This window comes from Nocardia vinacea, from assembly GCF_035920345.1.
Taxonomy (GTDB): Bacteria; Actinomycetota; Actinomycetes; order Mycobacteriales; family Mycobacteriaceae; genus Nocardia; species Nocardia vinacea_A.
Genome location: NZ_CP109149.1, coordinates 687,492 through 714,391 on the forward strand (window position 1 = coordinate 687,492; position 26,900 = coordinate 714,391).

31 protein-coding genes and 1 pseudogene are annotated in these 26,900 nt (G+C 65.4%); 18 read left to right on the top strand and 14 right to left on the bottom strand.

Features of this window, described 5'->3' with window-relative positions; translation table 11 throughout:
* The first annotated feature begins 398 nt into the window (after positions 1-398).
* From allB to OIE68_RS03265, 4 genes are all read left to right on the top strand, one after another.
* Positions 399-1,778 (top strand): allantoinase AllB, encoded by a 1,380-nt coding sequence (gene allB, locus OIE68_RS03250; protein ID WP_327097912.1) that lies wholly within the window; start codon positions 399-401, stop codon positions 1,776-1,778.
* On the top strand, positions 1,775-2,941 hold the full coding sequence (alc, locus tag OIE68_RS03255) for an allantoicase (RefSeq protein WP_327097913.1): 1,167 nt from the start codon (positions 1,775-1,777) through the stop codon (positions 2,939-2,941). Before allB ends, alc begins: the two co-directional genes overlap by 4 nt.
* 110 nt (positions 2,942-3,051) lie before the next feature.
* Positions 3,052-3,978 (top strand): DMT family transporter, encoded by a 927-nt coding sequence (locus OIE68_RS03260; RefSeq protein ID WP_327097914.1) that lies wholly within the window; start codon positions 3,052-3,054, stop codon positions 3,976-3,978.
* 67 nt (positions 3,979-4,045) lie between these two features.
* Positions 4,046-4,648 carry a TIGR03086 family metal-binding protein gene (locus OIE68_RS03265; RefSeq protein WP_327097915.1) on the top strand — a complete coding sequence of 201 codons (603 nt, stop codon included), beginning with the start codon at positions 4,046-4,048 and terminating at the stop codon, positions 4,646-4,648.
* Between the two features lie 24 nt (positions 4,649-4,672).
* On the opposite strand, the gene OIE68_RS03270 is transcribed toward OIE68_RS03265, so the two are convergent.
* A complete protein-coding gene (locus OIE68_RS03270) occupies positions 4,673-5,182 on the bottom strand; it encodes a cytochrome P450 (RefSeq protein WP_327097916.1) in 510 nt (169 codons plus the stop codon).
* Between the two features lie 234 nt (positions 5,183-5,416).
* On the opposite strand from OIE68_RS03270, the gene OIE68_RS03275 reads away from it, so the two are divergent.
* On the top strand, positions 5,417-6,952 hold the full coding sequence (locus tag OIE68_RS03275) for a DHA2 family efflux MFS transporter permease subunit (RefSeq protein ID WP_327097917.1): 1,536 nt from the start codon (positions 5,417-5,419) through the stop codon (positions 6,950-6,952).
* On the opposite strand, the gene OIE68_RS03280 is transcribed toward OIE68_RS03275, so the two are convergent.
* Positions 6,861-7,778 carry an alpha/beta fold hydrolase gene (locus OIE68_RS03280; RefSeq protein WP_327097918.1) on the bottom strand — a complete coding sequence of 306 codons (918 nt, stop codon included), beginning with the start codon at positions 7,776-7,778 and terminating at the stop codon, positions 6,861-6,863. The genes OIE68_RS03275 and OIE68_RS03280 overlap by 92 nt on opposite strands.
* Positions 7,779-7,790: 12 nt before the next feature.
* Positions 7,791-8,222 carry an SRPBCC family protein gene (locus OIE68_RS03285; protein ID WP_040689525.1) on the bottom strand — a complete coding sequence of 144 codons (432 nt, stop codon included), beginning with the start codon at positions 8,220-8,222 and terminating at the stop codon, positions 7,791-7,793.
* A gap of 355 nt (positions 8,223-8,577) precedes the next feature.
* Here OIE68_RS03285 and OIE68_RS03290 point away from each other — a divergent pair, with 355 nt between their 5' ends.
* The 6 genes from OIE68_RS03290 to OIE68_RS03315 are packed head-to-tail and all read left to right on the top strand — an operon-like array spanning position 8,578 to position 13,846.
* Entirely contained in the window at positions 8,578-10,008 is a 1,431-nt protein-coding gene (locus tag OIE68_RS03290) for an ATP-binding protein (protein ID WP_327097919.1), read from the top strand.
* Positions 10,008-10,436: a roadblock/LC7 domain-containing protein gene (locus OIE68_RS03295; RefSeq protein WP_327097920.1), complete on the top strand. Its 429-nt coding sequence runs from the start codon at positions 10,008-10,010 to the stop codon at positions 10,434-10,436. Before OIE68_RS03290 ends, OIE68_RS03295 begins: the two co-directional genes overlap by 1 nt.
* Positions 10,433-10,783 carry a DUF742 domain-containing protein gene (locus OIE68_RS03300; protein WP_040689530.1) on the top strand — a complete coding sequence of 117 codons (351 nt, stop codon included), beginning with the start codon at positions 10,433-10,435 and terminating at the stop codon, positions 10,781-10,783. The genes OIE68_RS03295 and OIE68_RS03300 overlap by 4 nt, the downstream gene beginning before the upstream one ends.
* Entirely contained in the window at positions 10,758-11,363 is a 606-nt protein-coding gene (locus OIE68_RS03305; protein WP_327097921.1) for a GTP-binding protein, read from the top strand. Before OIE68_RS03300 ends, OIE68_RS03305 begins: the two co-directional genes overlap by 26 nt.
* 43 nt (positions 11,364-11,406) lie before the next feature.
* The gene (locus OIE68_RS03310) at positions 11,407-12,615 is read left to right on the top strand and encodes a cytochrome P450 (RefSeq protein WP_327097922.1); all 1,209 of its coding nucleotides are present in this window, start codon (positions 11,407-11,409) and stop codon (positions 12,613-12,615) included.
* A gap of 13 nt (positions 12,616-12,628) precedes the next feature.
* Positions 12,629-13,846 carry a cytochrome P450 family protein gene (locus tag OIE68_RS03315; protein WP_419150670.1) on the top strand — a complete coding sequence of 406 codons (1,218 nt, stop codon included), beginning with the start codon at positions 12,629-12,631 and terminating at the stop codon, positions 13,844-13,846.
* A 63-nt stretch (positions 13,847-13,909) separates the two neighbouring features.
* Here OIE68_RS03315 and OIE68_RS03320 read toward each other — a convergent pair whose 3' ends face one another.
* From OIE68_RS03320 to sigJ, 4 genes are all read right to left on the bottom strand, one after another.
* On the bottom strand, positions 13,910-14,212 hold the full coding sequence (locus OIE68_RS03320; RefSeq protein WP_327097923.1) for a hypothetical protein: 303 nt from the start codon (positions 14,210-14,212) through the stop codon (positions 13,910-13,912).
* A 23-nt stretch (positions 14,213-14,235) separates the two neighbouring features.
* Positions 14,236-14,589 carry an LppU/SCO3897 family protein gene (locus OIE68_RS03325; RefSeq protein ID WP_327097924.1) on the bottom strand — a complete coding sequence of 118 codons (354 nt, stop codon included), beginning with the start codon at positions 14,587-14,589 and terminating at the stop codon, positions 14,236-14,238.
* A gap of 369 nt (positions 14,590-14,958) precedes the next feature.
* A complete protein-coding gene (locus tag OIE68_RS03330; protein WP_327097925.1) occupies positions 14,959-15,096 on the bottom strand; it encodes a hypothetical protein in 138 nt (45 codons plus the stop codon).
* 37 nt (positions 15,097-15,133) lie between these two features.
* Positions 15,134-16,024, bottom strand: a complete 891-nt coding sequence (sigJ, locus tag OIE68_RS03335) for an RNA polymerase sigma factor SigJ (RefSeq protein WP_327097926.1) — start codon at positions 16,022-16,024, stop codon at positions 15,134-15,136.
* A gap of 141 nt (positions 16,025-16,165) precedes the next feature.
* Here sigJ and OIE68_RS03340 point away from each other — a divergent pair.
* Positions 16,166-16,252, top strand: a pseudogene (locus tag OIE68_RS03340) (DUF4440 domain-containing protein); the annotation flags it as partial.
* Between the two features lie 187 nt (positions 16,253-16,439).
* Here the strand turns inward: OIE68_RS03340 and OIE68_RS03345 are convergent.
* A complete protein-coding gene (locus OIE68_RS03345) occupies positions 16,440-17,207 on the bottom strand; it encodes a TetR family transcriptional regulator (RefSeq protein WP_327097927.1) in 768 nt (255 codons plus the stop codon).
* Between the two features lie 95 nt (positions 17,208-17,302).
* On the opposite strand from OIE68_RS03345, the gene OIE68_RS03350 reads away from it, so the two are divergent.
* The gene (locus OIE68_RS03350) at positions 17,303-18,514 is read left to right on the top strand and encodes an FAD-dependent monooxygenase (protein ID WP_327097928.1); all 1,212 of its coding nucleotides are present in this window, start codon (positions 17,303-17,305) and stop codon (positions 18,512-18,514) included.
* A gap of 90 nt (positions 18,515-18,604) precedes the next feature.
* Here OIE68_RS03350 and OIE68_RS03355 read toward each other — a convergent pair whose 3' ends face one another.
* Positions 18,605-19,456, bottom strand: a complete 852-nt coding sequence (locus OIE68_RS03355) for an alpha/beta fold hydrolase (protein WP_327097929.1) — start codon at positions 19,454-19,456, stop codon at positions 18,605-18,607.
* Between the two features lie 178 nt (positions 19,457-19,634).
* Here OIE68_RS03355 and OIE68_RS03360 point away from each other — a divergent pair, with 178 nt between their 5' ends.
* Positions 19,635-20,033: a hypothetical protein gene (locus OIE68_RS03360; protein ID WP_327097930.1), complete on the top strand. Its 399-nt coding sequence runs from the start codon at positions 19,635-19,637 to the stop codon at positions 20,031-20,033.
* A gap of 27 nt (positions 20,034-20,060) precedes the next feature.
* Here the strand turns inward: OIE68_RS03360 and OIE68_RS03365 are convergent, their stop codons facing one another.
* Positions 20,061-20,252, bottom strand: a complete 192-nt coding sequence (locus OIE68_RS03365; RefSeq protein ID WP_327097931.1) for a hypothetical protein — start codon at positions 20,250-20,252, stop codon at positions 20,061-20,063.
* A gap of 81 nt (positions 20,253-20,333) precedes the next feature.
* Complete coding sequence (locus OIE68_RS03370; protein WP_327097932.1) at positions 20,334-21,158, bottom strand: class I SAM-dependent methyltransferase; 825 nt, start codon at positions 21,156-21,158, stop codon at positions 20,334-20,336.
* Between the two features lie 168 nt (positions 21,159-21,326).
* Between OIE68_RS03370 and OIE68_RS03375 the strand changes: the two genes are divergently transcribed.
* Complete coding sequence (locus tag OIE68_RS03375; RefSeq protein ID WP_327097933.1) at positions 21,327-22,067, top strand: serine/threonine protein phosphatase; 741 nt, start codon at positions 21,327-21,329, stop codon at positions 22,065-22,067.
* A gap of 53 nt (positions 22,068-22,120) precedes the next feature.
* Positions 22,121-23,098, top strand: a complete 978-nt coding sequence (locus OIE68_RS03380; protein WP_327097934.1) for a quinone oxidoreductase family protein — start codon at positions 22,121-22,123, stop codon at positions 23,096-23,098.
* Positions 23,099-23,100: 2 nt separating this feature from the next.
* On the opposite strand, the gene OIE68_RS03385 is transcribed toward OIE68_RS03380, so the two are convergent.
* On the bottom strand, positions 23,101-23,352 hold the full coding sequence (locus OIE68_RS03385; RefSeq protein WP_327097935.1) for a carotenoid oxygenase family protein: 252 nt from the start codon (positions 23,350-23,352) through the stop codon (positions 23,101-23,103).
* Positions 23,353-23,560: 208 nt separating this feature from the next.
* Between OIE68_RS03385 and ald the strand changes: the two genes are divergently transcribed.
* On the top strand, positions 23,561-24,670 hold the full coding sequence (gene ald, locus OIE68_RS03390; RefSeq protein ID WP_327097936.1) for an alanine dehydrogenase: 1,110 nt from the start codon (positions 23,561-23,563) through the stop codon (positions 24,668-24,670).
* Positions 24,671-24,697: 27 nt separating this feature from the next.
* On the opposite strand, the gene OIE68_RS03395 is transcribed toward ald, so the two are convergent.
* Positions 24,698-25,201, bottom strand: coding sequence for an Lrp/AsnC family transcriptional regulator (locus tag OIE68_RS03395; protein ID WP_327101561.1), 504 nt, complete (start codon positions 25,199-25,201; stop codon positions 24,698-24,700).
* A gap of 320 nt (positions 25,202-25,521) precedes the next feature.
* Between OIE68_RS03395 and OIE68_RS03400 the strand changes: the two genes are divergently transcribed.
* The gene (locus tag OIE68_RS03400; RefSeq protein ID WP_327097937.1) at positions 25,522-26,412 is read left to right on the top strand and encodes an EamA family transporter; all 891 of its coding nucleotides are present in this window, start codon (positions 25,522-25,524) and stop codon (positions 26,410-26,412) included.
* 18 nt (positions 26,413-26,430) lie between these two features.
* Here OIE68_RS03400 and OIE68_RS03405 read toward each other — a convergent pair whose 3' ends face one another.
* The gene (locus OIE68_RS03405) at positions 26,431-26,883 is read right to left on the bottom strand and encodes an SRPBCC family protein (protein WP_327097938.1); all 453 of its coding nucleotides are present in this window, start codon (positions 26,881-26,883) and stop codon (positions 26,431-26,433) included.
* Positions 26,884-26,900 lie beyond the last annotated feature (17 nt).

The following is a 26,900-nucleotide window of genomic DNA, read 5'->3' on the forward strand; positions in this document are numbered from 1 at the left end:
GTCTCCAGACCAAGCCGCCGGGGCGGCCAGGGCGGAGCGGTCGTCTGCCGTGCACCTGTCGTCGGAGGCCGCTGTAGACCAAGTGTCTGCAGGCCCCGCTGCTGGGGCGGCCAGGGCGGAGCGGTCGTCTGCTGTGCACCAGTTGCCGGAGGCCGCTGTAGACCAAGTGTCTGCAGGCCCCGCTGCTGGGGCGGCCAGGGCGGAGCGGCCCTCTGCTGTGCACCAGTTGCCGGAGGCCGCTACGGACCAGGTGTCTGCGGGCCACGCCGCCGGGATGGCCTCTGCGGAGCGCAGCGTCGCGGACCTGGCCGATGACATTGTCGCGGCCACCTACCGAAATAGCGGCGGCGCAAGGACATTCGACGGGAGATTCCGATGATTTCCGATGGAGTTGTGTGATGCGGAAGAACTCCGAAATCCAGGCGATCGCACCGATCCCCACACACCTGGACCTGGTGATCCGGGCGGAGCGGATCATCGGGACGACGGGGGAGACCGGCGGCTCGATCGGCGTGCGCGACGGCCGGATCGTGGCGATCGAGCCGCCGGACTCCATCCTGACCGCGAAAACCGTCGTCGAACTGGCCGCCGACGAGGTACTGCTGCCCGGCGTTGTGGATGCGCATGTGCACGTCAACGATCCCGGCCGTACCGAATGGGAGGGCTTCCCGAGCGCGACGAAGGCGGCCGCAGCGGGCGGTGTCACCACCATTATCGATATGCCGCTCAACAGCATTCCGCCGACCTGCGATCTCGCGGCACTCGAAGTGAAGCGCAAGACCGCGCAGGATCGGGTGCATGTCGACGTCGGATTCTGGGGCGGAGCGATCCCCGGAAATTTGGCGGATCTGCGGCAGCTGCAAGACGCGGGTGTATTCGGCTTCAAATGCTTTCTGCTGCACTCCGGTGTCGACGAATTTCCGGCATTGGACGCCACCCAGCTGGAACTGGCCATGCGGGAGATCCGCTTGTTCGACGGTCTGCTCATCGTGCACGCCGAGGACGCGCAGGCCATCGAACACGCACCGAATTCGCAGGGGGACAAGTACTCCGGCTTCCTGCGCTCGCGCCCGCGCGGTGCGGAGAACCTGGCCGTCGCGCAGGTGATCGAACTGGCCAGGTGGACCGGCTGTCGCGTGCACATTCTGCACGTGTCGAGTTCGGATGCGCTGCCGATGATCGCCTCGGCCCGCCGCGACGGCGTCCGGATCACTGCCGAGACCTGTCCGCACTATCTGTCGTTCGCAGCGGAGGAAATTCCGGACGGTGCGACGCAATTCAAATGCTGTCCGCCTATTCGTGAGAGCGGCAATCGTGAATTGCTCTGGGACGGGTTGCGTGAGGGCACCATCGATATGGTGGTCTCGGACCACTCACCATCGACGGCCGACCTGAAGTGCTTCGACACCGGCGATTTCGCCCGCGCCTGGGGTGGAATTTCCTCACTGCAGCTCGGACTTTCGGCCGTTTGGACCGAAGCGCGACTGCGCGGTTTCAGCCTGGTGGATGTCTCTCGATGGATGAGCCGAGCGCCCGCCGAACACGCGGGCCTGCGGCGAAAGGGCGCAATCGAGGTGGGCTACGACGCGGATTTCTGTGTCTTCGCACCCGATGACGCCTTCGTCGTCGACGTGCATCGCCTGCACCACAAGAACGCCGTCACACCGTACGCGGCCCGCCCACTCGCGGGCGCGGTCCGCAGTACCTGGTTGCGCGGCAACCGAATCGATATCGACAACGAGCCGCAGGGGCGGCTCCTGGCCCGAGGAGAAGTATGACCGATCAATCCGCCCCCGGCTTCACCCGACTGCCCGATCTCGCCTCCCGCGCGCTCGCGGGCAGTGTGGTCTACGCCAATGACGAGTTGTTCGCCGAGCGGGAGAACCTGATCCGGCCCGGCCGTGCGATTTTCAGCACCGAGGACTTCGGCCACAAGGGTAAGACCTACGACGGCTGGGAAACGCGGCGTCGTCGCGAAACCGGCAATGACTATGCGGTTGTCCGGCTGGGTGTGCCGGGGCGGGTACACGGTGTCGTCATCGACACCTCGTGGTTCATCGGCAATTACCCGCCCTTCGCCTCGGTCGAGGCGACGAGTGTGGAGGGGCAGCCGTCGCCTGCCGAACTCCAGCAGGCCGAATGGGTGACACTGGTCGCGAAGTCGGATATCGCGGGCAATAGCGACAACTTCTTCGAGGTCACCGACGAGCGCCGCTTCACCCACATCCGGCTCTCGATCTACCCGGACGGTGGCGTGGCTCGCTTCCGCGTCCACGGCACTCCGCTGCCGGACCCCCGTTTCCTCAGTGGCACAGTCGATCTCGCGGCCCTGGAATACGGCGGCGATGTGGTCGACTGCTCCGATATGTTCTTCTCCGCGCCGACCAATATCCTGCTGCCCGGCCGGTCGCGGCAGATGGACGAGGGCTGGGAGGGTGCGCGTCGCCGCGATGCGGGCAATGATCACGTCACGGTGCGGCTGGGTGCGCGCGGGGCGATTCGGCGCGTGGAAATCGACACCTCGAATTATGTCGGCAATGCGCCGGGTTGGGCGGTGCTGCGCGGCGCCGATGCCGAGTCCGGTGCGGATCTGGATGATCCGTCGACATGGACCGAATTGCTGCCGCGCACGCGGCTGCAGCCGGATGCCCGTCACTTCTTCCGGATCGCGGCGGGTGCGCCGGTCACCCATGTCCGGCTCGATGTTTACCCCGACGGCGGCGTGGCCCGGTTGCGGGTCCACGGCGAGATCGATCCGGAGACCTTGGTCGGCAACACCGTCGCTTGGCTCGATGCCCTGCCCGAAGCGCACGCGCTGCAGGTGCTCACCACCGATGGCGGGTTGTCCCGTGACGAAGCACGGAAGTTGCTCGCGGAACGGCCCTTTGCGAGCCCCGACGCGGTGCCGTCGGCCGTGATCGACGCGCTGCTCGCGTTGTAGTCGCTGGTCGGCCGGGCAATCGGCGCCCCCACCGATTGTCCGGCCGACCGGCTCGGCCCTGCGTCCGAAAACTGCTGGCACTTGTCGACCGGCTGATCTACGTTCGGCCCATGATGCGTACGGATGGGTCGGTCGAGCGGCAAGCCATCGGCGCCGCCGCCGTGACGGTGGTCCTATGGGCTTCGGCTTTCGTCTTCATCCGCAGTGCGGGGCACGACTTTTCGCCGGGTGCGCTGGCACTCGGGCGATTGCTCGCCGCGTCGATCACGCTGGTGACGGTGCTGGTCATCCGTGGTGAGGGCCTGCCGCCGCGGGCCGCGTGGCCGGGCATCATCATCTCCGGTGTGCTGTGGTTCGGCGTCTACATGGTGGCGTTGAACTGGGGTGAGCGGAATGTCGACGCCGGGACCGCGGCGATGGTCGTCGGCATCGGTCCGGTGCTGATCGCGGTGCTCGGCGGACTGGTCCTGCGGGAAGGGTTTCCGGCCCGGCTGATGGTCGGGCTGGTCGTGTCGTTCGCCGGAACCATCGTTGTCGGACTGTCGACCTCCGATGGCGGCGGCGCGGCGGTGCTCGGTGTCGTGCTGTGCCTGCTCGCGGCCATCGTCTGGGCAGCGTCGACCATCGCGCAGAAACCGGCGCTGGCGAGCGCATCCGCATTGCAGGCGGTCACCTTCGGCTCGGTCATCGGAACCGTCGCGTGTCTGCCGTTCTCCTGGCAACTGGTCACCGAGGCGGCCGACGCGCCGCTGTCGTCGACGCTGAGTCTGGTGTACTTGGGCGTCTTCCCCACGGCTTTGGCTTTCACCACATGGGCCTACGCACTGGCCCGCACGACGGCCGGGAAAATGGGCGTGACAACCTACGCGGTCCCGGCGCTCGTCGTGTTCATGTCGTGGATTGCGCTCGACGAGGTGCCCGGCGCGCTGACCATCGTCGGCGGTTTCCTGTGCCTGGCCGGTGTGGCTGTCACGCGGTCCCGGCCGCGCGTCACTCCATCTGTCGATCCGGAAACCGTCGAACCTGCTCCACGCTGATCGCGATAGTCGGCCGAGTTGCGCGTTCCGCGGTGTGTGCGTTGGACGCGGGGCAAAATCGACAGGCGTGAACACCGTTGACCCCACTGTGGACCTATTGGACCGCGCATTGACCCAGATGGGCGAGGTCATCGCGGCGATTCGGCCGGAACAGGCGACCCTGCCGACACCCTGTGTCGGCTGGGATGTGCAGGCGCTCGTGCGACATGTCATCGGGCAGAGCCTGCGGAATTTCCTGGATTCGGCGCGTGGCGAGATGGCCGATTGGGCGGCGCCGCCCGCCGAGCTGAGCCCGAACTGGGCGGCGGAGTACCGCGCGGCCGCCGCCCCCATCCTCGACGTCTGGCACCACGCCGACCTCGAACGCCCGGTTCCGGTACCCGGCGGCGCACAGGCGCCGCTGCGCAGCCGAGCCGACCAGCAGATCACCGAATTGGCCATGCACACCTGGGATCTCGCCCGCGCGACCGACCAGCCCATCGACTTCGACCCGGAAATCGCGGAGTACGGACTGGCCTGGTCGCACAAGATGCTGCGCCCGGAATTCCGCGGCCCGGACAAGGCTTTCGACCTCGAGGTGCCCGTGCCCGCCGACGCTCCCGCATACGACCGGCTCGCGGGGTGGTTCGGCCGCGATCCTTCCTGGAAGTCGCTGGGGCCGCAGAACTGATCGGTGCCCACCCCGAGCGTCGAGCTACCGCGACAACACGACCGGCAACTCGAGCGGCCCTCGATGCCGAAACCCGGAGCGCCACTGGATATCTCCCGGATCGCAGGCGAGTGTCGGAGTGCGGCCGTCCAGCAGCAGCGTCTCCAGCACAGCCCCGGCGATAGTCCGAACCAACGCGGTGCCGAGGCATGCGTGGCCGCCGTGCCCAAGAGCCAAGTGCGGATTATTCGTGCGCGCGAGGTCGAGCTCGGCCGGATTGTCGAAGATCTCCGAATCATGGTTGGCCGCCGCCAGACAGAGCAGCACGGTGTCACCGGAACGGATGGTGTGCCCCGCGATACCGAGTTCGGTGGTGGCGAATCTGGGCCCCGAAACCACTTGCGGCGACAGGTAGCGCAGCAGTTCGTCCACCACCGGTCGGGTATCGGACATGGCGCGCAGCACCGCCAGCTGATCCGAACCCGCGATAGTCCGTCTCCCCGGCATAGCGCGGCCGGGTGGAGAGCCGACTGTCGAGCAGTCCGGCCCGAACATCGGCGAACCGGGTTACCAACCAGGCGGGTGGGCCGTCCGGTGTACGGACCCGATGCACCTCACCGTCCTCGCGCAATCGCCGCAGCGTAGGCCATGGATTCGCGGCGAACTCGGCATCGAAGATCTGCAATGTCACGCCGCCATCATCCGGGGCGAGATGTCGGCAAGTCCGAGGTGTGTCGAAGGTCGCAGAATTTGCTGGTCATTTGGTCGAGGAGGTGCGAGGCTTAAGCGGTGACACATCCTCCGGATACCACGTCGGTCGCAGCGGATCCCGCGACCGACAAGCTCGACATCGCGGTTTTCAAGGTGGCAGGGGTGGTCGTGCTCGGCGCGATCATGTCGATCCTGGACATCACCGTCGTAACCGTCGCGATCCCGAAATTCCAGAACGAGTTCCACACCACCACCGCGATCGCGGCCTGGTCGATGACCGGCTACACCCTCGCGCTGGCCAGCGTCATCCCGCTGACCGGATGGGCGGCGGACCGGTTCGGCACCAAACGGCTGTACATGCTCGCGCTGACGCTGTTCGTGCTCGGATCGGTGCTGTGCAGCCAGGCCTGGAGCATGGAGACGCTCATCGCCTTCCGCGTCATCCAGGGTCTCGGCGGCGGCATGCTGATGCCGCTGGGCATGACGATCATGACCCACGCGGCCGGTCCGCAACGCGTCGGCCGGGTGATGGCGGTGCTCGGGGTGCCGATGCTGCTCGGCCCGATCTGCGGTCCGATCCTGGGCGGTTGGCTGATCGACAGTTACGGCTGGAAGTGGATCTTCCTGATCAATGTTCCGGTCGGGATCGTCGCCCTCGCCCTTGCCTTCATCGTGTTCCCCTCGGATAGGCCGGAGCCGTCGGAATCCTTCGACTTCCTCGGCATGCTGCTGGCCTCGCCGGGTCTGGCGCTGTTCCTGTTCGGCGTCTCCTCGATTCCGGGTGAGGGCACGGTCATGGCGGCCAAGGTGCTCATACCCGCCGCCATCGGCCTGGTGCTCATCGTGCTGTTCGTCTTGCACGCGCTGCGCACCGAACATCCGCTGATCGATCTGCATCTGTTCCGCAACCGATCGCTGACCTTCGCGGTGCTGACCATGGTGCTGTTCGCGACCGCGTTCTTCGGTGCGGGCCTGCTGCTGCCGACCTACCTGCAGCAGGTGCGCGGCGAGACGGCCATGGCGGCCGGTCTGCTGATGGTGCCGCAGGGTCTCGGCGCGATGGTGACGATGCCGATCGCGGGCCGACTCGTCGACAAGATCGGTCCGGGCAAGATCGTGCTGTTCGGTATCTCGCTGATCTCGCTCGGCACGGTGTTCTTCGTGCAGTTGAAGTCGGATACGTCGTATCCGTTCATGTTGGGCGCGCTGTTCGTGATGGGTCTCGGCATGGGCTGCACCATGATGCCGACCATGACCGCGGCGATCCAGACGCTGACCCACCAGCAGGTCGCGCGCGGCACGACGCTGATGAACATCATCAACCAGTCCGCCGGGTCCATCGGCACCGCGACGATGTCGGTCGTGCTCAGCAGCCTGCTGAACCGGCATCCGTTCGCCAAGCCCGCGATCGCGTCGAACTACGATCCCTCGATCGCGGCGCAGCTACCGCCCGGTGCGGTCGAGACCGGCTTGAGCCAGGCCGCGACGGCATTCAGCCACACCTACATCGTGGCGGTGGTGCTCATGGTGCTGACCTTGGTGCCCGCGGCGTTCCTGCCGCGCACCAAGCCGCAGCTGCCCGCGGTCGCGGAAGCACCGGCGCTGGTGCATTAGCCGTGGGGTCCGAGTTCGCCTGTGCACTGGGCGAACTCGGACTACGGCGGTTCGCGTCCAAAAATTCCAGGACAAGCGGACCTGCGGTGCTTCGGAATTCGTCGAAATAGGCATGCCGAGCGCCGGGGATCCACGCCAGCCGCGCACCGGGAATCCGTTCCGCGAGCAACGGTGCGTTCGCCGCAGGATTGAATCGGTCCTCGCTCCCGTGCACGATCAGCGTCGGAACCGCGATATCTCCGAGCACATCCCAAGCGTCGTGTCTATTGCTCGCGTAGAGATGTCTACGCTTCGCGTAGGCGGGCATGCTCGGATCGCCGAGGGTATGGAACCGGCCGGGCGTGCGCGCCAGATATCCCGGGGTGTACATCAGCTCCAGCAGCGCCTGCCGCGCCGCCACCGGATCGGCCTGGGCCAGCGACTTCCGTACTTCGGCGTCGCGTTCGACAGCGTGGCGACCACCCGGTGACGTGCAGCCGAGCACCAGCGCATGCACCCGATCCGGGAACCGCGCGGCCAGCCACTGCGCGACCCGGCCACCCATGGACGTGCCGTACACCGCGGTCTTCTCGATGCCGAGTTCGTCGAGCACCGCAATGGCGTCCTCGGCGAATCCGAGGGTGCTGTACGGGATATCCGGCTTATCGCTGTCACCGGTCCCGCGATAGTCCAGTGAGACGGTGCGATACGCGGTCTCGAAGTCGGCGCGGACTCCATCCCACCAGTGGTGATTATTGGCCTGCCCGGTGAGCAGCAGCAGCGGCGGACCGTCACCGCCGGTCTGATACGCGATCCGGGCGCCGTCCGCGGCCTTGGCATGCGGCACGTTCGGACTCTCTCAGCTGTAGAGCGCGACGAAACGCTCCAACGAGCGCTCGATATCGCCCTTCAGCGCCCGCGCGACACCGGAACCGATCGGACCGAACAGGGGCGCGCCGCCCAGATCGATATCGACGGTGACCTCCGAGCCCGCACCCTTCGCGGCGACGAGCAGTTCGAGCTTGAATTTGGTACCGCCCTTGCCCGTGCCGCTCAAGGCCAGTCGCCGCGGCGGTTCAGCGGCCTTGACCGTCCAGGTGACCCGATTGCGCAGTCCCTTGACCGATGCGACACCGACCAGTTGGGTGCCGACGGTCAGCTCGGCGGGCACCTCGTTGCGCCACGCCTCGTGCATGAGGAGCCATTTGTCGAGTTCGGTGAGGTTGGAGGTATGCGACCAGGCCTCTTGCGGGGGAATCGGCACGTCGACGGACACCTTCAGCTTTGCCATTCGCGCATAGTATCCGGTACCCACGGTTCGCTATTTATGGCATTCGGTCGTACCGATCGGGCGGTACGCGAAATGCAATGGGGGCGCTGGCGGTTCGAGGAATCGGAATGTGGTCCTCGGATCGAGAGAGACTTCCCGGCGATGCTGCTACTGTGGGCGGGTCGTCGGGTGCCGAGCTACTGATCGGCTCGATCCGCGCGGTCGGTGATTCTTCGAATCACTTGCCGTGCGGGCACTCTGGGGTTGGTGCCGGTGTCGATGTGGCCGCATTCGACGAATGTTGATCCTGGTCGGCGTCGCGAGGAAGGCAAGACAACGCGCAGTGACACCGGCTGTCGCAACGACGAGAGAGCTGATGAATCAAGATATCGCCGTGGTGCTTTCATGGATCCTCGCCCCCGCTCTCATTATTGCCGTGGCGGCGGCGTTGTATGTAGCGCAATACGCGAAACAACAGAAGATCCGCGCCGACACACTCAATAGAGCGAATCGGGCGCAGGAGGAAACCCTCGAGCACTTCGCCGGGCAGACACTGCCGGCGATGACCGAGGCGGTGCGCCGCTTCGAGGCACCGGTTTCGGCCATCGAGGTGCCGACGGGGCAGGAGAATTCCCGGTTCACCCAGTGCCTGCAATGGATTTCCGAGCGGTACGCCGACGACCTGCGCATGGTGCAGTCGGAGGCGCACGAGCAGGCCGTGCGTGAAGCCGAGGAAAAGGCGCAGCAGGCGATCAAGGCGACCGAGGAGGGCACTCGCGCCGAGATCGAATCCGCCTCGCGGGCCGCGACCAGTGCGGCGGTGCGTTCCTTCGGCACCTCCGTGGTCAGCCTCGGCGCGGATGTCAGTCAGGTGGTGAGCTCCGCGCTGCGCGAGCACCGCGACGACGAGGTCTACGCCACCCTCACCCGCATCGACCACACCGTGCAGCAGATGCTGCGGCAGGCCCAGTCGTATGTGATCGTCTGTGGTGGTCTGCCGGGTCGGCGCTGGCCCGCGCAGTCGCTCACCGATGTGGTCGGCGGCGCGATCGGGCGCGTCCGTGACTACCTGCGAGTGCGGGCCAACCAGCTCGACCGCATCGTCATCAGCCGCGCGGTGGAACCGCTCGTGCACACCCTGGCCACGCTGCTCGACAATGCGCTGCGCTATTCCCCGCCGACGTCTTATGTGGACGTGACCTTCCAGGAGGGCCACCACGGCGTCACCGTCATCATCGACGATGCCGGTGTGCGGATGAACGCGGAGCAGATGGAAGAGGCCAGGCAGGTGCTCGCCAACGAGCGCCCGATCGACATCCATCAGCTCGGCCCGTCCCCGCGCGTCGGTTTCCCCGGTATCGCGGCACTGGCCCGGCGCTACGGCTTCACCGTCTACATCGATGGCCCGAACGTCTACGGCGGTATGCGGGCGATGGTCTACATCCCCGAGGCGCTGCTCGTCACCGCTGTGACAAATGCCGAACCGGCCGTTCCCGCCGTCACCCCGGCCCCGGAACCCGTGCCGACCGCTGCCGCCGAGGATAAGCCCTTCGAATTATCCCCGGTTCCGGTCTTGGCCGGGGTGGGCGAACAACCCGCCGAGAACGAGGAGTTCGCTGTGCACGAGATCACCAGTGGCGGCCTACCCAAGCGACGCCGTCGGGCAGTGTCTTCGGTACCCGCTCAGACCGGCACCGAATCCGAAGCGGGACAGGCTCGTCCCGAAATCGCCTCCGCCTGGCAGATGGGTTCCAAGAGCGGCCGTGAGGCTGCTGCCTCCGATAACAGCGAAGGGATGTCATCCTGATGAGCACACCGGTGACCGACAGCAGCAATAGGCTGGGTTGGCTACTCGAGGATCTCAGCAACGTTCCTGGCGTCCGGTTCGCGGTGCTGCTGTCCGACGACGGACTGCGGATCGCGCACTCCGACGGTGTCAACAAGGATGATGCCGAGCGTTTCGCCGCGGCCGCTTCGGGTCTGCGCTCACTAGGTAAAGCGCTCGGCGAATTCTGTGGTGGTCTCGAAAATGGTGTGCGCCAGAACATGACCGAATACGACCAGGGCATGATCCTCATCACCGCGGCGGGTGAGGGTGCGCTGCTAGGTGTTTCGACGACGCCCGAGACCGATATCGGTCTGGTCGCGCATCGAATGAACGAACTCGCCGGGCGGGTCGGGCACGAGTTAGGCGCCCAGCCGCGAGGAAGGGTTGAGGGCGGCTTGACGTCATGACGAGGTCCCGGCGAGACCCCGACTTGGTCCGGGCCTATGTGCGCACCGGGGGGCGGATCCGTCCCAGTCGTGATTTGGACCTGGTCACCCTGGTCGTCGCCGCCAAAGATCCGGCACCTGGTGCGACACCCGATGCGCGCCAGGTGCTGAACCTGTGCAGCCGTCGCAGTGCGCTGTCCATCGCCGAGATCGCCGCCTATCTCGACCTGCCGCCGTCCGTGGTGAAGATCGTCGTCGCCGATCTGCTGGACAGCGAACATCTGGCCACTCCGACCCCGGCCGAAGTCATGCCGGAGATCACCCTGCTCGAGGAGGTACTCAATGGGCTCCGCGCTCTCCCGGCCTGAGCGCACTGTCGACTATGTGCCGGAGACCGTGACCCGGTCGGTAAAGCTCCTGGTGGCAGGCAATTTCGGTGTCGGCAAAACGACATTCGTGAACAGTGTTTCGGAGATCCGGCCGCTGCGCACGGAGGAGACGATCACCGAGGCCAGTGTCGGCGTCGACGATATGGCCGGGCTACCCGGCAAATCGCAGACGACCGTGGCGATGGATTTCGGCCGTATCACGCTGAATCCCACGCTCGCACTCTACCTTTTCGGGACGCCGGGACAGCGGCGCTTCGTCCCACTGTGGGAGGAGTTGGCGCGCGGCGCGCTCGGCGCCCTGGTCCTGGTGGACACCCGGCGCATCGAGAAGGCCGACGAGGTGCTGTCCGTGCTCGAGGAGCGCGGAGTGCAGTATTCGGTCGCCGTCAACCAGTTCGAAGGCGCGCAGCGCTATCCGCTCGAAGAGATCCGGGACGCACTGGATCTCGCTCCGGATACTCCGCTGACCTCGCTCGACGCGCGGCAGCGCAGCACTTGTCTGCGGTCGCTGATCACGCTCGTCGAGTTCCTATTCCTTCGTCAGGAGTCCCGGAAGTAACGACGCATTGCACACTGATTCAACAAAGCCCGGCCCTATCGCGTTGGGGTCGCCGATCGATACCGACGGCCCGCGCGTACCGCTCTATTCCGAGGAATTCGCAGCAGATCCGCACCGCGCGTACCGTGACATGCGCCGCCAGTTCGGATCTCTGGTACCGGTGGACCTATCGCCTGGTGTGCCGGCCACTTTGGTGGTCGGCTATCACACCGCCGTACGAATCCTCAACGATCCCGACCACTTTCCAGCGGACCCGCGCACCTGGCAGAAGAAGATTCCCGGCGAATGCCCGGTCCTGCCGATGCTGGAATGGCGGCCTAATGCCTTACGCAGTGCCGGAAACGAGCATTTGCGCTATCGACAGGCAAATGCGGCAAGCTTGGCCGAGGTCGATCTGCACGCACTGCATACCGTCGTCGAAAATGCCGCCATTCCACTGATCAATGCCTTCTGCGGTGACGGTGCGGCCGATCTGATCAGCCAGTACGCATTTCCGCTTACCTTCCAGGTGTTGAACGAGATGCTCGGCTGCCCGGCGGAGATCGGCCAGCAGGTCGCCACCGGGATGGCGGCCATCTTCGAAGGTGTGAACGCCGACAAGGGCAATGCGATGCTCACCGACGCGCTGTTCGAGCTCGTCACACTGAAGCGCAGCGTCCCCGGCGACGACATCACCTCGCGGTTGATCGCGCATTCGGCCGTGCTCTCGGACGAGGAGATGATCCACCAGCTCGTCACCGTCTACGGTGCGGGCATCGAACCGCAGCAGAATCTGATCACCAATACGCTGCTGCTGATGATGACCGACGACCGGTTCGCGGGCAACGTGCACGGCGGAAGTCTTTCGACCCGTGACGCACTCGACGAAGTGCTGTTCACCGATCCGCCGATGGCGAACTATTGCGTCTCGTATCCGAAACAACCGATCCTGATCGACGGCGTTTGGCTGCCTGCACATCAACCGGTCGTCATCAGTATGTCCGGATGCAATAACGACCCCGCCGTCGGGGTTAACGAATTCGGGCCCAACCGTTCGCATCTGGCGTGGAGCGTGGGCCCACACGCCTGCCCGGCGCGGTCGGTCGCTTATCTCATCGTCCAGGACGCCATCGACCAACTGCTCGATGCCCTTCCCGAAATGCGTTTGGCGACAACACCCGAACAACTCGCCTGGCGGCCGGGACCGTTCCATCGGGCGCTGGTATCCCTGCCCGTCGCCTTCCCCAAATCCCCTCCGCTAGCCATGCTTTAAGGAGATTTCCGTAGTGCAACAACCCATTACCCTGGATTTGACGGGAACCGATATCCAGGGCGAATCCGCACGCTTGCGCGAGCGCGGGCCGGTGGCGCTGGTGGAACTGCCCGGCGGTGTGCGGGCCTGGTCGGTAACCGATGCCGGGCTGCTCAAGAAGTTGCTCGTCGATGCGCGAGTGTCCAAGGATGCGAGCCAGCACTGGCCCGCGTTCATCAATGGCGAGATTCCGCAGGACTGGCCGCTTTTCCTGTGGGTCGCGGTGAACAATATGTTCACCGCCTACGGTGTGGACCACAAGCGGCTGCGCAAGTTGGTCGCGCCCGCATTCACCCATCGGCGCACCGAGGCGATGCGCGGCCAGATCGAGCGGATCACCCAGGAACTGCTCGCCGAACTCGCGAAGACGCCCGCGGGCGAATCGGTCGATCTGCGTGAGAGTTTCGCGTATCCGCTGCCGATCCAGGTCATCTCCGAATTGATGGGTGTGCCCGAGGAACTCAATCCGGGCTTACGCAAATGCGTCGACGGTATTTTCGACACCTCGCTCGGTCCGGAGGAGTCGCAGGCGAACTACATGGAGATGTATCGGATCCTCGGTGAATTGGTGGCGTATCGGCGCGACCATCCCGGCGACGATATGACCAGTCTGCTGATTTCGCACCGCGATGAGGACGACGGGTCTCAGCTAACCGAGCAGGAATTGATCGATACGCTGCTGCTTGTCATCAGCGCCGGGCACGAGACCACGGTCAATCTGCTCGACCAGGCGATCTTCGCGCTGCTGACCAATCCGGAGCAGCGCGCCGCACTGGTCGCGGAGCGGGCGACCTGGGCCGATCTGGTCGAGGAGGCGTTGCGGTTCGAGGCGCCGGTCGCGCATCTGCCCCTGCGGTTCGCGGTCGACGATATCGAGATCGACGGGGTGCATATCGCCAAGGGCGAGCCGATTCTCGCCTCGTACGCGGCCGCCAACCGTGATCCGAAAGTTCACGGTGACACCGCCGATCAATTCGATGTTGTCCGAGACAGTAAGGACCACTTGGCTTTCGGGTACGGGGTGCACCATTGCCTGGGGGCGCCGTTGGCTCGGCTCGAGGCATTGGTGTCGTTGCCCGCGATCTTCGCGCGCTTTCCGAATATGCGGTTGGCGGCGGATCCGTCCGAGTTGGGGACGGTGGTCAGTTTCATCTCGAATGGGCATGCCAGGCTGCCGGTTATCCTGGAGTAGTCCACCTGAAAAGCCGGGCCCCCTTCCGATTTCGATCGGGAGGGGGTTCGTGCCTTTCCGGGGTCAGCTCGAGGCGTCGATGCGGCCCTGTTTTCGGGCTCGGGCCAGTCCGCGGCGGGCCATCAATCCGTTGGCCAGCAACAGCAGTGTCTTGTTCGGCGGCGCGAGGAAGCCCGACTCGGTGTGGGGGTAGGTCGCATCGGTGCTGTCGATTTCGATCCAGCCGGTGTGCTGGCGGCACTCGAGACCGACGAGCTGTGGGCGGTAGGTGTGGGCGAGCTTCGGTTGCTCCGAACGGCGATTCGCGCGCCGAGGGCGCCGCCACCCGAGATTTCCGCACAGGCCGATTGTTCGCCCGAGTTCCACAGGCGGCGCTTGCAGGCGTGAGGCTACTTGCGACCCAGGCACAGCGTGTAGCTGCCGATTCGGCTGTCGGTACGCGAGTAGTACTTGACAGTGCCGGGGAACTCCTTGCATGCAGACATTCTGGCAAACTCCGTAGAACCGGTGGAGTGTTCCAGTTTGCCGAGGACGCGGTACTGCGCGTTGGCCCCGAAGCAGTCGACCTTGGCGATCGAGTCTTCGCCCCGCTCCATCACGCACTCCCCGACATCGGCGACATTATGCTCGCGAACTTCTTTGTTCTCGCACGCCTTGAGACCGAGCCCATACGCGAGCATGACGCCGCCGACGGCGGCTATCCCCAGCACGTTCTTCACGAGTGTCCGATTCGTGTCGGTCATGATGTCTCTCTTCACAGTCGTTCGTTAACTCTGATGAAAACAACAGACACGACGTGCAAAAGGTTGGGTTGGACCAGCGGCGTGACTTGCCGCGCCGCGGGGGTGATGGGGCGCATGACCAGAACCATTCTGTTCGGCGCAGTCGCCCGCAAGATCGCAGTGGCTCGGGCACAGACCGGAGTTGCGGCCCGTGGTCTTCCAGCGGCTACGCCGCATACTCCGCCTGCGCGGATCTAGGTAGCCCGGCTGGTGATCGAGCAGGCCGCGGTCGATGAGGTCGTGCACGCGGCCGACCGCGAACTGGACGGCGGCCGGATCGGTGGGCAGGGGTCCGTCGATCAGCGGACAGGCCAGGCCGTGGACCGTCGATCAGGCGGCAATCTCGGCGCCGGGCTTCCGTTTGGGGTCCAGTAGTCCGGCCGACTGCGCCTGATCGAGTACGTGGCCGCGGATCTCGTAGGGGTTGGTGCCGCCGGTGTGCGGTTCGGGTTCGGCGGTGATGAACATCGCACCTGATCGCCCGCACGCGGTCGGACGAAGCAGGTCAGCGTGCTGCCCAAGGCCGCAGTTTCTCCGGGTTCCGGATGGCCCAGATGCGGGTGATCCGGCCGTCGGCGATATCGAAGGCGTAGACCGACACGACGGTGTCGGCGAGCTGGGCCACCAGGCCGGGTTGGCCGTTCACCGTGCGCTCGACCAGCGCGATCTCGGGACCTCGGGCGGCGATGTCGATCCAGGCGCGGGCGATCTGCTCGCCGCCGGTGATCGGGCGGAGGAAGGCCGGAGCGAGGCCGCCACTGTCGGCCGTCGCGGTCGCCTGTGGATCGAGCAGGCCGATCAGAGCCTCGATATCTCTCGTCTCCCAGGCCCGTTTGAAGTCCCGGACCACCTCGGCGCGCTGGGTACTCGGCGGGCTCTGCGCGGTGCGGATGCGGCGGCGGGCGGAGGAGGCGAGCTGGCGGCAAGCGCCGGGGCTGCGCCCGACGATGTCGGAGACCTCGGCGAAGGAGTAGCGGAAGACATCGTGCAAGACAAACGCCACCCGCTCGGCCGGCGTCATGGAGTCCAGCACGACCAGGAAGGCCATACTGATCGACTCGTCGAGGGTGACACGGTCGGCGGGATCGGCGGGGGCGGGACCACCGAACCATTCGGAACGGTCGGGTACCGGCTCCGGAATCCATTCGCCCACATAGCGTTCCCGCCTGGCGCGCGCCGAGCCGAGTAGATCGAGGCAGATCCGGCTGGCCACCGTCGTCAACCACCCGCCGGGCGCCCTCACATCCTGTCGCTGCCGCTCGGACAGCGCGTACCAACGCATGTAGGTCTCCTGCACCACATCCTCGGCTTCGGCCAGCGAGCCGAGCAGCCGGTAGGCGAGATTGATCAGCTGACGGCGTTCGCTGATCACCGAGCGCAGGTGCGGATCGGTCATAGTGTCGGCTCCTTCGGTCGATATTGCTTCACTGAATCGACGAAATAGCGCCTCGAACTGTGAGACGGCCTGACATTCCGGCGTGTTCTTCGAAGATGTGACTTATGAGTTCGCGACGTGACATTCACCGTGGGCGATGATGTGGCATTAGGGCACGGCTTCGGTCGGCTCAGCGGCACGCTGAAGAACGGATCGGCGACGAGCGGTATGTGGGTCCGGGTCACTTTCGGCTTCCGGAAGATCGACGGCGATTGGTTGATCACGCACGACCAGGCTTCTGTGCCGTTCGATTTCGACCGGCAAAGGAGTGACCGACCTCGAGCCCTGATTCGGGACATCGCGGGCGGTGATGCGGGGTCGCGCATCGGCCGTTCGGATCTCGGCGGCATCTGCTCGAACCATCTCGAAAATAGTCTCATAATTCGATCGCCCGCTTGCTCAAGTGCCGGTAGAGCGTGGCGCGTGAGATGTCGAATTCGGCGGCGATCTCATCGATGGGGCGGCCGGAATCTCGCATGTGGCGGGCGGATTCGATCATTTCCGAGGTCATTGCGCCGGGGCGGCCGCGGCGGTTCGGGCGGGTGGTGGGGACCTTGGCGGCAGGTAGGGGGGCTGGGTCGCTTCGGGCGGCTGACGGCTGTAGATCGGCAGCGGTGCCGAGTAGCCGCCGGGCACCATCGAGAATCGCCTCGCGCAATTCGTCGGCGGGCCGGTCGGCGAAGATGACCACCGGATCGCTCAGTGCCGCATAGACCTGGGCGGCACGCACGCGGGTAGTGAAATCGGCGCGAGGCCCGGCAATCAGTTCCTGGGCCGACAGCGCGATGGTGCGCAATCGCGCGAAGGTCGCCTCGTCGGCGGATAATGCCTGGTCCTGCATTTGCATCCGCAATAGCTGACCGTGCGAAAGCCACACCTCGAGTAAACCGGCCACCACCGCCCAGCGGCGTGCCTGCGCGTTCCGCCCGCGTGCCGCCGCCTCGAGCACCGCTTCGCTGTCGACCAGCAGCGGTTCCACGAGCGCCGCGACGATATCACTCTTGCTCGGGAAGTGGTACAGCACAGCGGTTTTCGTCAGCCCGACCCGTTCGGCGATCTCGCGCACGGAAACCGTGTGGTATCCGCTCTCGGCGAACAGGTCGAGCGCGGTCTGCAGGATGCGGGCACGCGAATCATCGGCCATGGTGCCCGATCCTACCGCTTGACTGACCGTTGGTCAGCGTCATACAGTCATCTCACTGACCAGTGGTCAGACTATTTCGAGACAAGGAGCGGGCAATGCGGATTCTGATCTCCGGTGCGAGCATCGCCGGACAGACCTTGGCGTATTGGCTTGTGCGGCACGGCTTCCAGCCGACCATCGTCGAGCGCGCGGCCGGTCTGCGAGTCGGCGGCCAAGGGGTGGATGTGCGGGATCAAGCGATCGAGGTTGCCGAGCGCATGGGCATCATGTCGCAGATCCGGTCGGCGGCCGCCGATGTCGCCGGGATGCGGTTCGTGAATACCACCGGCGACTCCATCGCCCAAGTGGATATGCAGAAGATCAAGGACAAGTACGCCAGCGCCGAGGTGGAGATCATGCGCGGCGATCTCGTCCGGATCCTGCACGGCAGCAACGGCGACGTGGAATACCTGTTCGGCGATTCGATCCGGGCCCTCGACGAGGATGATGACGGCGTCACCGTCACCTTCGAACACGCCCCGCAACGGCGGTTCGACCTGGTCATCGGCGCGGACGGCCTGCACTCCGCCGTGCGGCGGCTGGCCTTCGGTCCGGAATCGAATTTCGTCCGGCACCTGGACCACTACTTCGCCTTCGGCAACGCCGATGCGGCGCTCGGGCCCAACCGCTGGGTCAGCGTCTACAACACCCCGGGCGCGATGGCAGGCATCTACCGTTCCGGCAATCACGCACAGGCCAAGGCCTACTTCATGTTCCGCAGCCCACTGCTCGACCTCGATCCGCGCGATACCGCCGCGGCCCGCGCCCTGCTGACCGAACGGTTCGGCACCGAATCCGCATGGCACGTGGCACAGCTGCTCGACGGCGCACTCGCCGATCCGGACTTGTACTTCGACTCCCTGGGCCAGGTCCACATGGATTCCTGGTCGACCGGCCGCATCGCCCTCGTCGGCGACGCTGCCTATTGCGCCTCGCCCGCATCCGGAGCCGGTGCCGAACTCGCCCTCGTCGGTGCCTACCGGCTCGCCGGTGCACTCGCCGCCGCGCACGGCGACCACTGCGCCGGTTTTCGCCGCTACGAGCAGAGCCACCGCGCACTGGTCGACCGCAAACAGCAAATCGGACCGAACCTGCGGCTGATGGTGCCGAAAACCCGCTCGGGCATGGCAATTCGGAACACCCTCACGCGGCTGCCCGTGCTGGAGTCCATGGCAGGTATGGAACGCATCATGGCGTCGAAGACGAACGAGTCCTTGCCGGAATATCCGGAGATTCCGGTCACTGCCAAGGCGTGCCGTCCGGCGTAGGGTGCCGACCATGGGGTTCATCTCGCACTACTGCCGCGACCTGGATGGCAATTCGGTGGAGATCGCGGTATATCCGGACCAGGTCTGAGCTCAGCGGCGCAGGAATTCCAGGGTGGCGCGTTCGAAGGCCGCCTTGGCCTCGATCATGACCCAGTGCCCGCTGTTCGGGAACACATGCAGTTCCGCATTGGGAATCTGCCGCATCGGCACCAGCGCCATATCGGGCGGGCTGACCCGGTCGTCCAGCCCCCAGGTGAGCAGGGTCGGGCATTGCACCTTGTGCAGCATCGACCAATAGGGCGGCGTATTCGAATTCGCCAGGAATTTCTGCTGCATGGCCCACGCGGCCGAGCTGTACATCATGGCGGCGGTCTGCTGAGTATCCGGATGCTGCGCGGCCGCCCAGCGTTCCTCGATGATCTCATCGGTGATCACCGCGGGGTCGTAGACCATGGCCCGCAACCAGCGCAGCAACTTGTCCCGCTCGGGTTTGTCGGCGAATTCCTGCAGCAGCCGAATCCCCTCGCTCGGACTGGAGCTGAAGATATTCGGACCGATCCCGCCGATGGTGACCAGCTTGCGCACCCGCTGTGGATGCTGGATCGCCAGATTCGCCGCGACGACACCGCCCATCGAATTGCCGACCATGGCCGCGGATTCGATGCCGAGCCCGTCCATGAATCGCAACACCGCCGCGCCCGCGGTCAGCACGGGATGTCCGTCCACCGGGTCACTCACGCCGAATCCGGGAAATTCGAGGATGTAGCAGTGGAAGTGCTCGGCGAAGACCGCGAGATTCCCGCGATAGTTACGCCACCCGTTCACGCCGATCCCGGAGCCGTGCAGCAGCAACAGCGGCGGCCCGTCGCCCGCCTCGTGATAGCGCAGCACGCCCTGATCGGTGATGAGCTCCCGTTTCGTGCCTTCGTATGTCACGTCCATACCCGACACGTTAGAACACGTTCTAGCTCGGATCGTGCACGACCGCTGATATCGACCCCCGCAAAACGAACCGTCAGGTACATAATGGCGAAACGCTGGGCGATTCGGGGGTGTGCGCCCGGGCGACTATCTATGATCTCCGCTTGGCAACTCGGCACCGCACGATGAGGACCGAATCATGAGCTATCGAACGATCACGACCGCGACCGTGCTCGGCACCGCGATCGCCGCGCTGGCCTGCACCGCGCCGACGGCGAATGCCACGGTGACCCGGGTGGGTGTGATGCCGGATTCGAACTACGGCCTGGCGACCAACTACGGCACCGACTGCCCGGCCACCGCCGAGGCCTATGTCAGCAATGCTGCCGAACCGGTCTCCTTCTACGACAACGGCGTCCTGTTCGGAGTGGTCCGACCGCTGGGCGGTATCGCCCTGCTGCCCTGGATCCCGAAGACCACCGGCCCGCATACGCTCAGCGCCGTCCAGGCCCCGGATGTCACGCCCATCGGAACGGTCGACGTCCGGGTCGGCACCGGCGTGCACGTCGGTTTCGCCTGCGTCGTCTTCGGCAGCTGAACTGAGGGTATTCGGCCTCGGGGGCGGTCAGAGCACTCCGATGGCCTTGAGTAGTAGCAGGGTCAGACCGGCCGTACCCGCGAAGGCGACGCCGCTGTCGCGGATCACGATGCCCGCGGGCGAGCCGCTGACCTTGGAGAGAATTCCGGAAATCACCGCGACGATGATGCCGACGAGCACGGCGACGACAACGAACAAGACCTGAACGGTAGTGGACACTCGACGCTCCCTCGATGTGGATCGTCGCAGTGTAAAGAGTGCAGTGGCTATCGCGTAGCAAAGTTGCGGGATGTGCTGCGGCTAGGTCGGTTTGGTTGCCGCCAATCCATACAGCAACGGGATGATGGGGTCCGTCGGCGGGAGCCGGAACCAGCCGTTGTCGGTGCGGATCATGTGGGACCAGCGCGGCCACGGCAACATCTCGGTTTCGGTGAGATCGGTAATGCGCAGCCCCGCGCCGATCAGGGCATTGATCACCTCGCCGAGCCCGTGGCGCCATTCGTATACCGTGGTGTCGCTGGTCAAGCCCGGGCCGTCGGTGTAGGTGTGGTCGCTGTCGCGACGCTGAGCACCCCGGCCCTCGAGGTAATCATCGTGCAGGACAAGCGAATCCGGATCGGCTTCGGCCGGTGGCGTGGGTCCGAGGGAGTGCAGCAGCGGGTGGAATTCGACGATGTACACGAGGCCGCCCGGACGCAGCAGTTCGGCAAGCACCGCCGCCCAGCGCGGCAGGTCGGGCAGATAGCAGAGCGCACGCTTGCCGGTGTAGACGATGTCGAATTGCCTGTGCCCCACCGCATTCGGAGCATCGTAGACATCAGCGCACACATACTCGACGGTATCGGTGGCGAGTTCTCGGGCGTGCCTTATGGAGGCGGGGGAGAAGTCGAGACCGACCGCCGTTGCCCCGCGCTTGGCGAATTCGATTGTCTCGGTACCGAGATGGCACTGCAGATGCAGCACATCGCGGTCGCGCACGTCGCCGAGGGCATCCCATTCGAAGGGCGCGAACCAATACGACGAATCGTGATTGCTATAGAATTCGCTGGCCGCGTGAATCGGGGCACGGGCATCCCAGTTACCGCGGTTCGCCAGCAGCTGATCGAGGCCGTCGTCGCTGTCCACGGAGCCATCGTATTTCGGGAGCCGGCTGCCCACCGCGGGTGCGCCGACGATTCAAAGGATTCTCTCACGTAATTTTGGGACGGTACACGGAAAACCGAGGTTCACTGGAGTTACAGAGTTGTGCGGATCGGCAGTGTTGGGGCAGGTCCAGCCCAAGGAGGTCAGACCTTGCAGACAACCGCTTCGATCGCCATCGTCCGCCCGGAGCCGGTAAGGCTCGGCGGTATCACGCCCGGTGTGGTGAGCACCCGTGGGCGGCGTTCGCTCAATGCCGACGCCTTCGCCACCTACACCGACCCCACCGTCGGGCGGACCGCATTCGTTGTCGCCGACGGGGTCGGCGACAACCTGCCTGCGGCCAGGGCAGCGAGGACCGCGGCCTCGGTCGCCGCGCGGATCGGTGCGGGCAACGGCGCGCTGGCCGGCGTGGTCGCGGCCCAGCAGGAGTTGCTGCGTGAATTCCCGGAAGAGCAGGCCGACAGTGTGCTCGTGATCGCCGTGCTGCCCGCCGCCGATCAGCCCGACGGGCCCTGCGATATCGCCTGGGTCGGGGACTGTCGCGCCTACCGCTGGAACGGCCGGGTGCTGCACCAGATCACCACCGACCACACCGTCGCGGAGTTCATGCGCGCCAGGGGGGTTCGCCCGGCGAACCGCATGGACCACCTCGTCACCACCTCCATCCGCACCGCGAGTCCGGATGTCATCGGTCGCGCCGCCACCGGATCGAGCCGGGGCCGACTGCTGCTGAGCACCGACGGCGTGCACAAGCGGCTCGATATGGTCGAGATCAAGTCGATACTCGTCGCGGGGAAAACCGCGGCCAACACCGCGGAAACCTTGGTGGACAACGCGTTACAGGCCGGTAGCACCGATAATGCGACGGCACTCGTCGTGGACTGCCGCTAACCTCATTTCCTGCTAAAACTGACTCGTCGGTGTGTCGAGTGGAGTGTGGGGCTATGCGGGCGATTCAGATCGGTGAACTGGGCGGACCCGAGGTGTTGCAGGAGGTGGAGCTCGATGCTCCGGAGCCGGGGCCAGGTGAGGTCGCGATCGATGTCGAATATGTCGGGGTGAACTTCGCCGACCTGCAGGCGCGTTCGGTGGGGTATCGGGTCCGGGATCTGCCGTTCGTGCCGGGACTCGAGCTGTCGGGCCGGGTGCGCTCGATCGGCGCCGATGTCGACGGATTCACGGTAGGACAGTCGGTGGCGGCGATTACCGATGGCGGCGCCTACGCCGAGGTCGCCGTGGTGACTGCCGCGACGGTATTCGCGGTGCCCGATGGTGTCGATTTGCGAACGGCCGCAACGCTTCCCACGGTTCTGCCGACCGCTTATGCACTGATCAACACCGTCGGCAAGCTGCAGCCGGGGGAGACCGTGCTGGTGCAGGCCGCGGCGGGCGGGGTGGGCACCGTGGTGGGGCAGGTGGCCAAGTTGGCGGGGGCCAGCGCGGTGTACGGCGTGGTCTCCAGCGAGGGCAAGGCGGAGTACGCGCGCAAACTCGGTTATGACGACGCCTTCCTCGCCGAGACCTTCGAGACCGATGTCCGGGAGGCGACCGGTGGTCGCGGCGTCGATATCGTGCTGGACCCGGTCGGCGGGCAGACCTTGCGGCGCGGTCTCGAATCGCTGGCGCTGTTCGGCCGGTTGATCTCCTACGGCAATGCCAGTGGTGAGCCGGGCTGGCAAATCGGCCAGCCCGAGCTCTACCCGAGGGGTCTGTCGATCTCCGGATTCTCGATTCTCGGTCTCACCGCCGATGCGTCGCAGGTACTGCGCGAGATTGCCGATCGGGCATTCCGGTTGGTCACCACGAGGCAGGTGGAGTTGCCGATCACCGCGGAGTTCCCGCTGTCCGAGGTCGCCGAGGCACACCGGTTGATGGCGAGTCGCGCCTCGACCGGCAAACTGGTGCTCGTGGTCAACGGCTGAAATCATTTGTCGGCCAGCCAGTTTCCGTGAAATCCGTAGGGCACCCGAGCGGGTAGATGGATGGTCGCCACGGGTGGCGCGGCCAGCTCGGACGCGTCGACGATGACGAGGTCGCTCCGGTCGGTGTCGGCGTTGTAGACGTAGGTCATGAGATAGCCGTCGCCGCCGTGGCGGTCGCCCGCGGGTGCGAATGCGGCCTCGGCCGGAATGCGGCCCGGCCCGAACTCGTGTGCCGTGAGCCAGGAGGGGGCCATCGGTCAGATCCCGGAGCGATAGTCCGAATATGTTTCGAACGGGGACTACTGCCGGTCCCTGAATATGAATATTAGGATGCAATACTCGTGAGATAGAGAACTATCTTCACCGATATGGACCTGATCTTGAATGATCTTCATACTCACACTGAGGTGATCGAACGGATCACATGTCGCCAATCCGCCGGATCGACGTACAGGAGTGTTGATGAAGATCGGAATTCCCCGCGAGGTCAAAAACCACGAGTACCGGGTCGCATGCACACCCGCCGGTGCGCATGAGCTGGTTTCGCGCGGACACGAGGTGTACATCGAGACCGGTGCCGGGCTGGGGTCGGCGTTCGAGGATATGGCGTACGCGGCCGTCGGGGCGCGGGTGCTGGACACCGCCGATCAGGTATGGGGCACCGCGGAAATGGTGCTCAAGGTGAAAGAGCCGGTGGCCGAGGAGTATTCGCGCATGCGTGCGGGGCAGCTGCTGTTCACCTACCTGCATCTAGCGGCATCCAAGGCGTGTACTGACGCGCTGCTGAACTCCGGGATCACCTCGATCGCCTACGAGACCGTCACTGGCAAGGACGGATCGCTGCCGCTGCTGGCGCCGATGAGCGAGGTCGCGGGCCGGCTCGCGCCACAGGCCGGTGCTTATCATCTGATGCGCAGCGGCGGCGGTCGCGGCGTGCTGATGGGCGGCGTGCCGGGTGCTCGTCCGGCGAAGGTGGTCGTGCTGGGCGGCGGTGTCTCGGGGAGCAATGCGATCGCCGTCGCGGTCGGCATGCACGCGGATGTGACCGTGCTGGATCTGAATATCGCGCGCCTGCGTGCGCTGGACGAACAGTATCGCGGCCAAGTGCGGACCATCATCTCCAACACCTTCGAGGTGGAGAGTCTGGTCCGGGAGGCGGATTTGGTGATCGGTGCGGTGCTGGTCCCCGGTGCGAAGGCGCCGACGCTGGTGTCCAATGACCTTGTCGCACAGATGAAGCCGGGTTCGGTGCTGGTCGATATCGCCATCGATCAGGGCGGTTGCTTCGCGGATTCACGGCCGACCACCCATGCCGAGCCGACCTACCAGGTGCACAATTCGGTCTTCTACTGCGTCGCCAATATGCCCGGTGCGGTGCCGTACACCTCGACGGTCGCACTCGCCAATGCCACACTGCCATACGCGATTTCGCTCGCCGAGCGTGGCTGGCGCGATGCGGTCGACGCGGATCCGGGCCTGGCCGCCGGTCTGAGCACGTACCGCGGCCACCTGCTGTCCGAATCCGTTGCGGCGGCACACAATTACGCCGCCGAGACGTTGGCCGCCGCGTAAGGGGATGGCAGCCGGCGGGTGGGTGAGCTAAGCCATCGGGCTGGTTCGCGGGCGCACGTGCTCGAAGATGAGGATCGTCTCGGTGGAGGCGACCGCGCGATGCGCGCTCAGATGTTCCAGTACGAAGACCCGAAGTCCCTCGGTGTCGGCCGTGGCGACATGGATCAGATAGTCGTCGGCGCCCGCGATGAAATAGACGTTCAGCACCTCGTCGAGTTCGGCCAATTGCTCCCCGAACTCGGCCAGGTGCGGACGTGCATTGGCCTGCACCCGAACGGCGATCATGGCCTGTAGATTCCGGCCGAGCGCTGCCGGATCGATATCGGCGTGGAATCCGCGAATCACGCCGCGCTCCACCAGCGACCGCACCCGCCCCAGGCATGTCGACGGCGCGATCCCCGCGACATCGGCGAGCGCACTATTGGTCATCCGCCCGTCCCGTGCGAGCTGATCGAGCAGAATCCGGTCGATATCGTCCAACTGCACCGTCGGACGAGGCGCTGTCCGCACAGCACCGACCGCCGGCCCGATCGGTGAATCAATCTTCCTCACCAGGCCAACTCTATCGAAGATCATTCGATGCCGATCCGGTCCGAAGACTTTTGTTCAGCGCACCTGATCTGCCGAGGTAACTCCGATCCAGGCATTGCGCTAGCATCGTCGCGTGGGTATCTATTGGCATGCTGTTACGCCGCCGCCGTGCGCCTGATCGGGCGCACCTGCTGAATTTCTGATTCGCGGTCCGGGCTGTTCTGCGAGGGCAGTCTCGGTGATGTCGTGCGCCCGTTTCGAATCCCTGTCGAATTCGATGACGGAAGTGCATGGCCTTGTCTGATATCAAATCTGTTGTTGTGGTTGGACATTCGGGTGTTCGGGCGTTCAGTGGTCCGGTTCCCATCCTGAGCGCAGCGGTGCTGTGGGGGACCACCGGGACCACGAGTTCATTGGCTCCCGCGGGTGCGCCCGCTGCGGCGATCGGATCTGCCGGGTTGGTGCTCGGTGGGCTGTTGTTGTTCTTGTCCAATGGTCAGCGGTTGCGGTGCACGCGCGGCGAGTGGTGGTTGGTCATTGTCGGGGCGTTGGCGGTGGCGGGGTATCCGGTGACCTTCTATCCGGCCGTGGCGCGGACGGGTGTGGCCGTTGCCACCGTGATCGCCCTCGGTAGTGCGCCGGTTTTCGCCGGGCTATTGGCCTGGGTTGCCGGGCAGGGTAAACCGACCCGGCGGTGGGTCGGTGCCACCGCGGCGGCGGTACTCGGCTGTGCTGTCCTCGTGCTCGGGCCCGAAATGACCGGCGGGACCGCACCGGTCGACCTGTTCGGCATCGTGCTCGCCGCATTCGGTGGGCTCACCTATTCCGTCTATTCGCTGATCGGCGGCAGGCTCATCGCGTACGGCCATTCGTCGAATGCGGTGATGGGCGCGATGTTCGGCATTGCCGGATTGCTGGTGCTGCCGGTTGTGTTGTGCACCAACACATCCTGGCTGCACACCGGTCGCGGCGTCGCGGTGGCGCTGCACCTCGCGGTATTCACCACCTTCGTCGCCTACCGCCTGTTCGGTTACGGGCTGCGGCATACGACCGCACAGGTGGCGACGACATTGACGCTCGCCGAACCCGCCGTGGCGGCGGTGCTCGGTGTGGTCGTAGTGGGTGAGCGGTTGCCGATCGTGTCGTGGTGCGGGTTGGCCGTGCTGGCGTTCGGTCTCGCATTTCTGACACTCGGCGCGCGCGACCGCTGACAGCGGGGTCCTCGACGCCTACCGATTCGCTTGGGTCAGTGCGGATTCGGCGGCGTCGAGCACCTTGCCGAAGGAGTAGAGGATCACCGGTGCGGCGAGCACGCGGGTGAACCAGGCGGCGGCGAAGGGCAGGCGCGCTTCGGCGGTGGTGGTCCAGGTGACCCGTGTGCCGCCGTCGACCTCGGTGAAGCTCAGTCGGCCGCCCTCATGCCGGGACGCCGGAACGCTGCGCTCGACGAGGTAGCTGAATTCGTGCGGTGCGTCGTAGCCGGTGATGCGTTCGCGGAACCAGCCGATGCCCCATGTCAGGATCCGTACGGCGCCGAGTCCGTACGGCGCCTGTTCGCCCTGGCGTATCAAGCGCTCGCGCAGCACAATTCGTGCCTTCGTGTAGTTGCTCGCATTGGTCAGCCAGTCGAAGACATCATCGATCGGCGCCGCAATGACGCGTTCGATTGTCATGGTTTCCATAGCGTCCCTCCCACTTG

Bases quoted from the DNA above. Each gene is read 5' to 3' on its own strand.
- OIE68_RS03405 (WP_327097938.1), bottom strand. From the start codon at position 26,883: ATGGAAACCATGACAATCGAACGCGTCATTGCGGCGCCGATCGATGAT.
- ald (WP_327097936.1), top strand. From the start codon at position 23,561: ATGAAGATCGGAATTCCCCGCGAGGTCAAAAACCACGAGTACCGGGTC.
- OIE68_RS03290 (WP_327097919.1), top strand. From the start codon at position 8,578: ATGAATCAAGATATCGCCGTGGTGCTTTCATGGATCCTCGCCCCCGCT.
- OIE68_RS03330 (WP_327097925.1), bottom strand. From the start codon at position 15,096: ATGTTCATCACCGCCGAACCCGAACCGCACACCGGCGGCACCAACCCC.
- OIE68_RS03380 (WP_327097934.1), top strand. From the start codon at position 22,121: ATGCGGGCGATTCAGATCGGTGAACTGGGCGGACCCGAGGTGTTGCAG.
- OIE68_RS03325 (WP_327097924.1), bottom strand. From the start codon at position 14,589: ATGACCGACACGAATCGGACACTCGTGAAGAACGTGCTGGGGATAGCC.
- OIE68_RS03360 (WP_327097930.1), top strand. From the start codon at position 19,635: ATGAGCTATCGAACGATCACGACCGCGACCGTGCTCGGCACCGCGATC.
- alc (WP_327097913.1), top strand. From the start codon at position 1,775: ATGACCGATCAATCCGCCCCCGGCTTCACCCGACTGCCCGATCTCGCC.
- OIE68_RS03260 (WP_327097914.1), top strand. From the start codon at position 3,052: ATGATGCGTACGGATGGGTCGGTCGAGCGGCAAGCCATCGGCGCCGCC.
- OIE68_RS03305 (WP_327097921.1), top strand. From the start codon at position 10,758: ATGGGCTCCGCGCTCTCCCGGCCTGAGCGCACTGTCGACTATGTGCCG.
- OIE68_RS03285 (WP_040689525.1), bottom strand. From the start codon at position 8,222: ATGGCAAAGCTGAAGGTGTCCGTCGACGTGCCGATTCCCCCGCAAGAG.
- sigJ (WP_327097926.1), bottom strand. From the start codon at position 16,024: ATGACCGATCCGCACCTGCGCTCGGTGATCAGCGAACGCCGTCAGCTG.
- OIE68_RS03355 (WP_327097929.1), bottom strand. From the start codon at position 19,456: ATGGACGTGACATACGAAGGCACGAAACGGGAGCTCATCACCGATCAG.
- OIE68_RS03345 (WP_327097927.1), bottom strand. From the start codon at position 17,207: ATGGCCGATGATTCGCGTGCCCGCATCCTGCAGACCGCGCTCGACCTG.
- OIE68_RS03350 (WP_327097928.1), top strand. From the start codon at position 17,303: ATGCGGATTCTGATCTCCGGTGCGAGCATCGCCGGACAGACCTTGGCG.
- OIE68_RS03300 (WP_040689530.1), top strand. From the start codon at position 10,433: ATGACGAGGTCCCGGCGAGACCCCGACTTGGTCCGGGCCTATGTGCGC.
- OIE68_RS03270 (WP_327097916.1), bottom strand. From the start codon at position 5,182: ATGTTCGGGCCGGACTGCTCGACAGTCGGCTCTCCACCCGGCCGCGCT.
- allB (WP_327097912.1), top strand. From the start codon at position 399: ATGCGGAAGAACTCCGAAATCCAGGCGATCGCACCGATCCCCACACAC.
- OIE68_RS03385 (WP_327097935.1), bottom strand. From the start codon at position 23,352: ATGGCCCCCTCCTGGCTCACGGCACACGAGTTCGGGCCGGGCCGCATT.
- OIE68_RS03295 (WP_327097920.1), top strand. From the start codon at position 10,008: ATGAGCACACCGGTGACCGACAGCAGCAATAGGCTGGGTTGGCTACTC.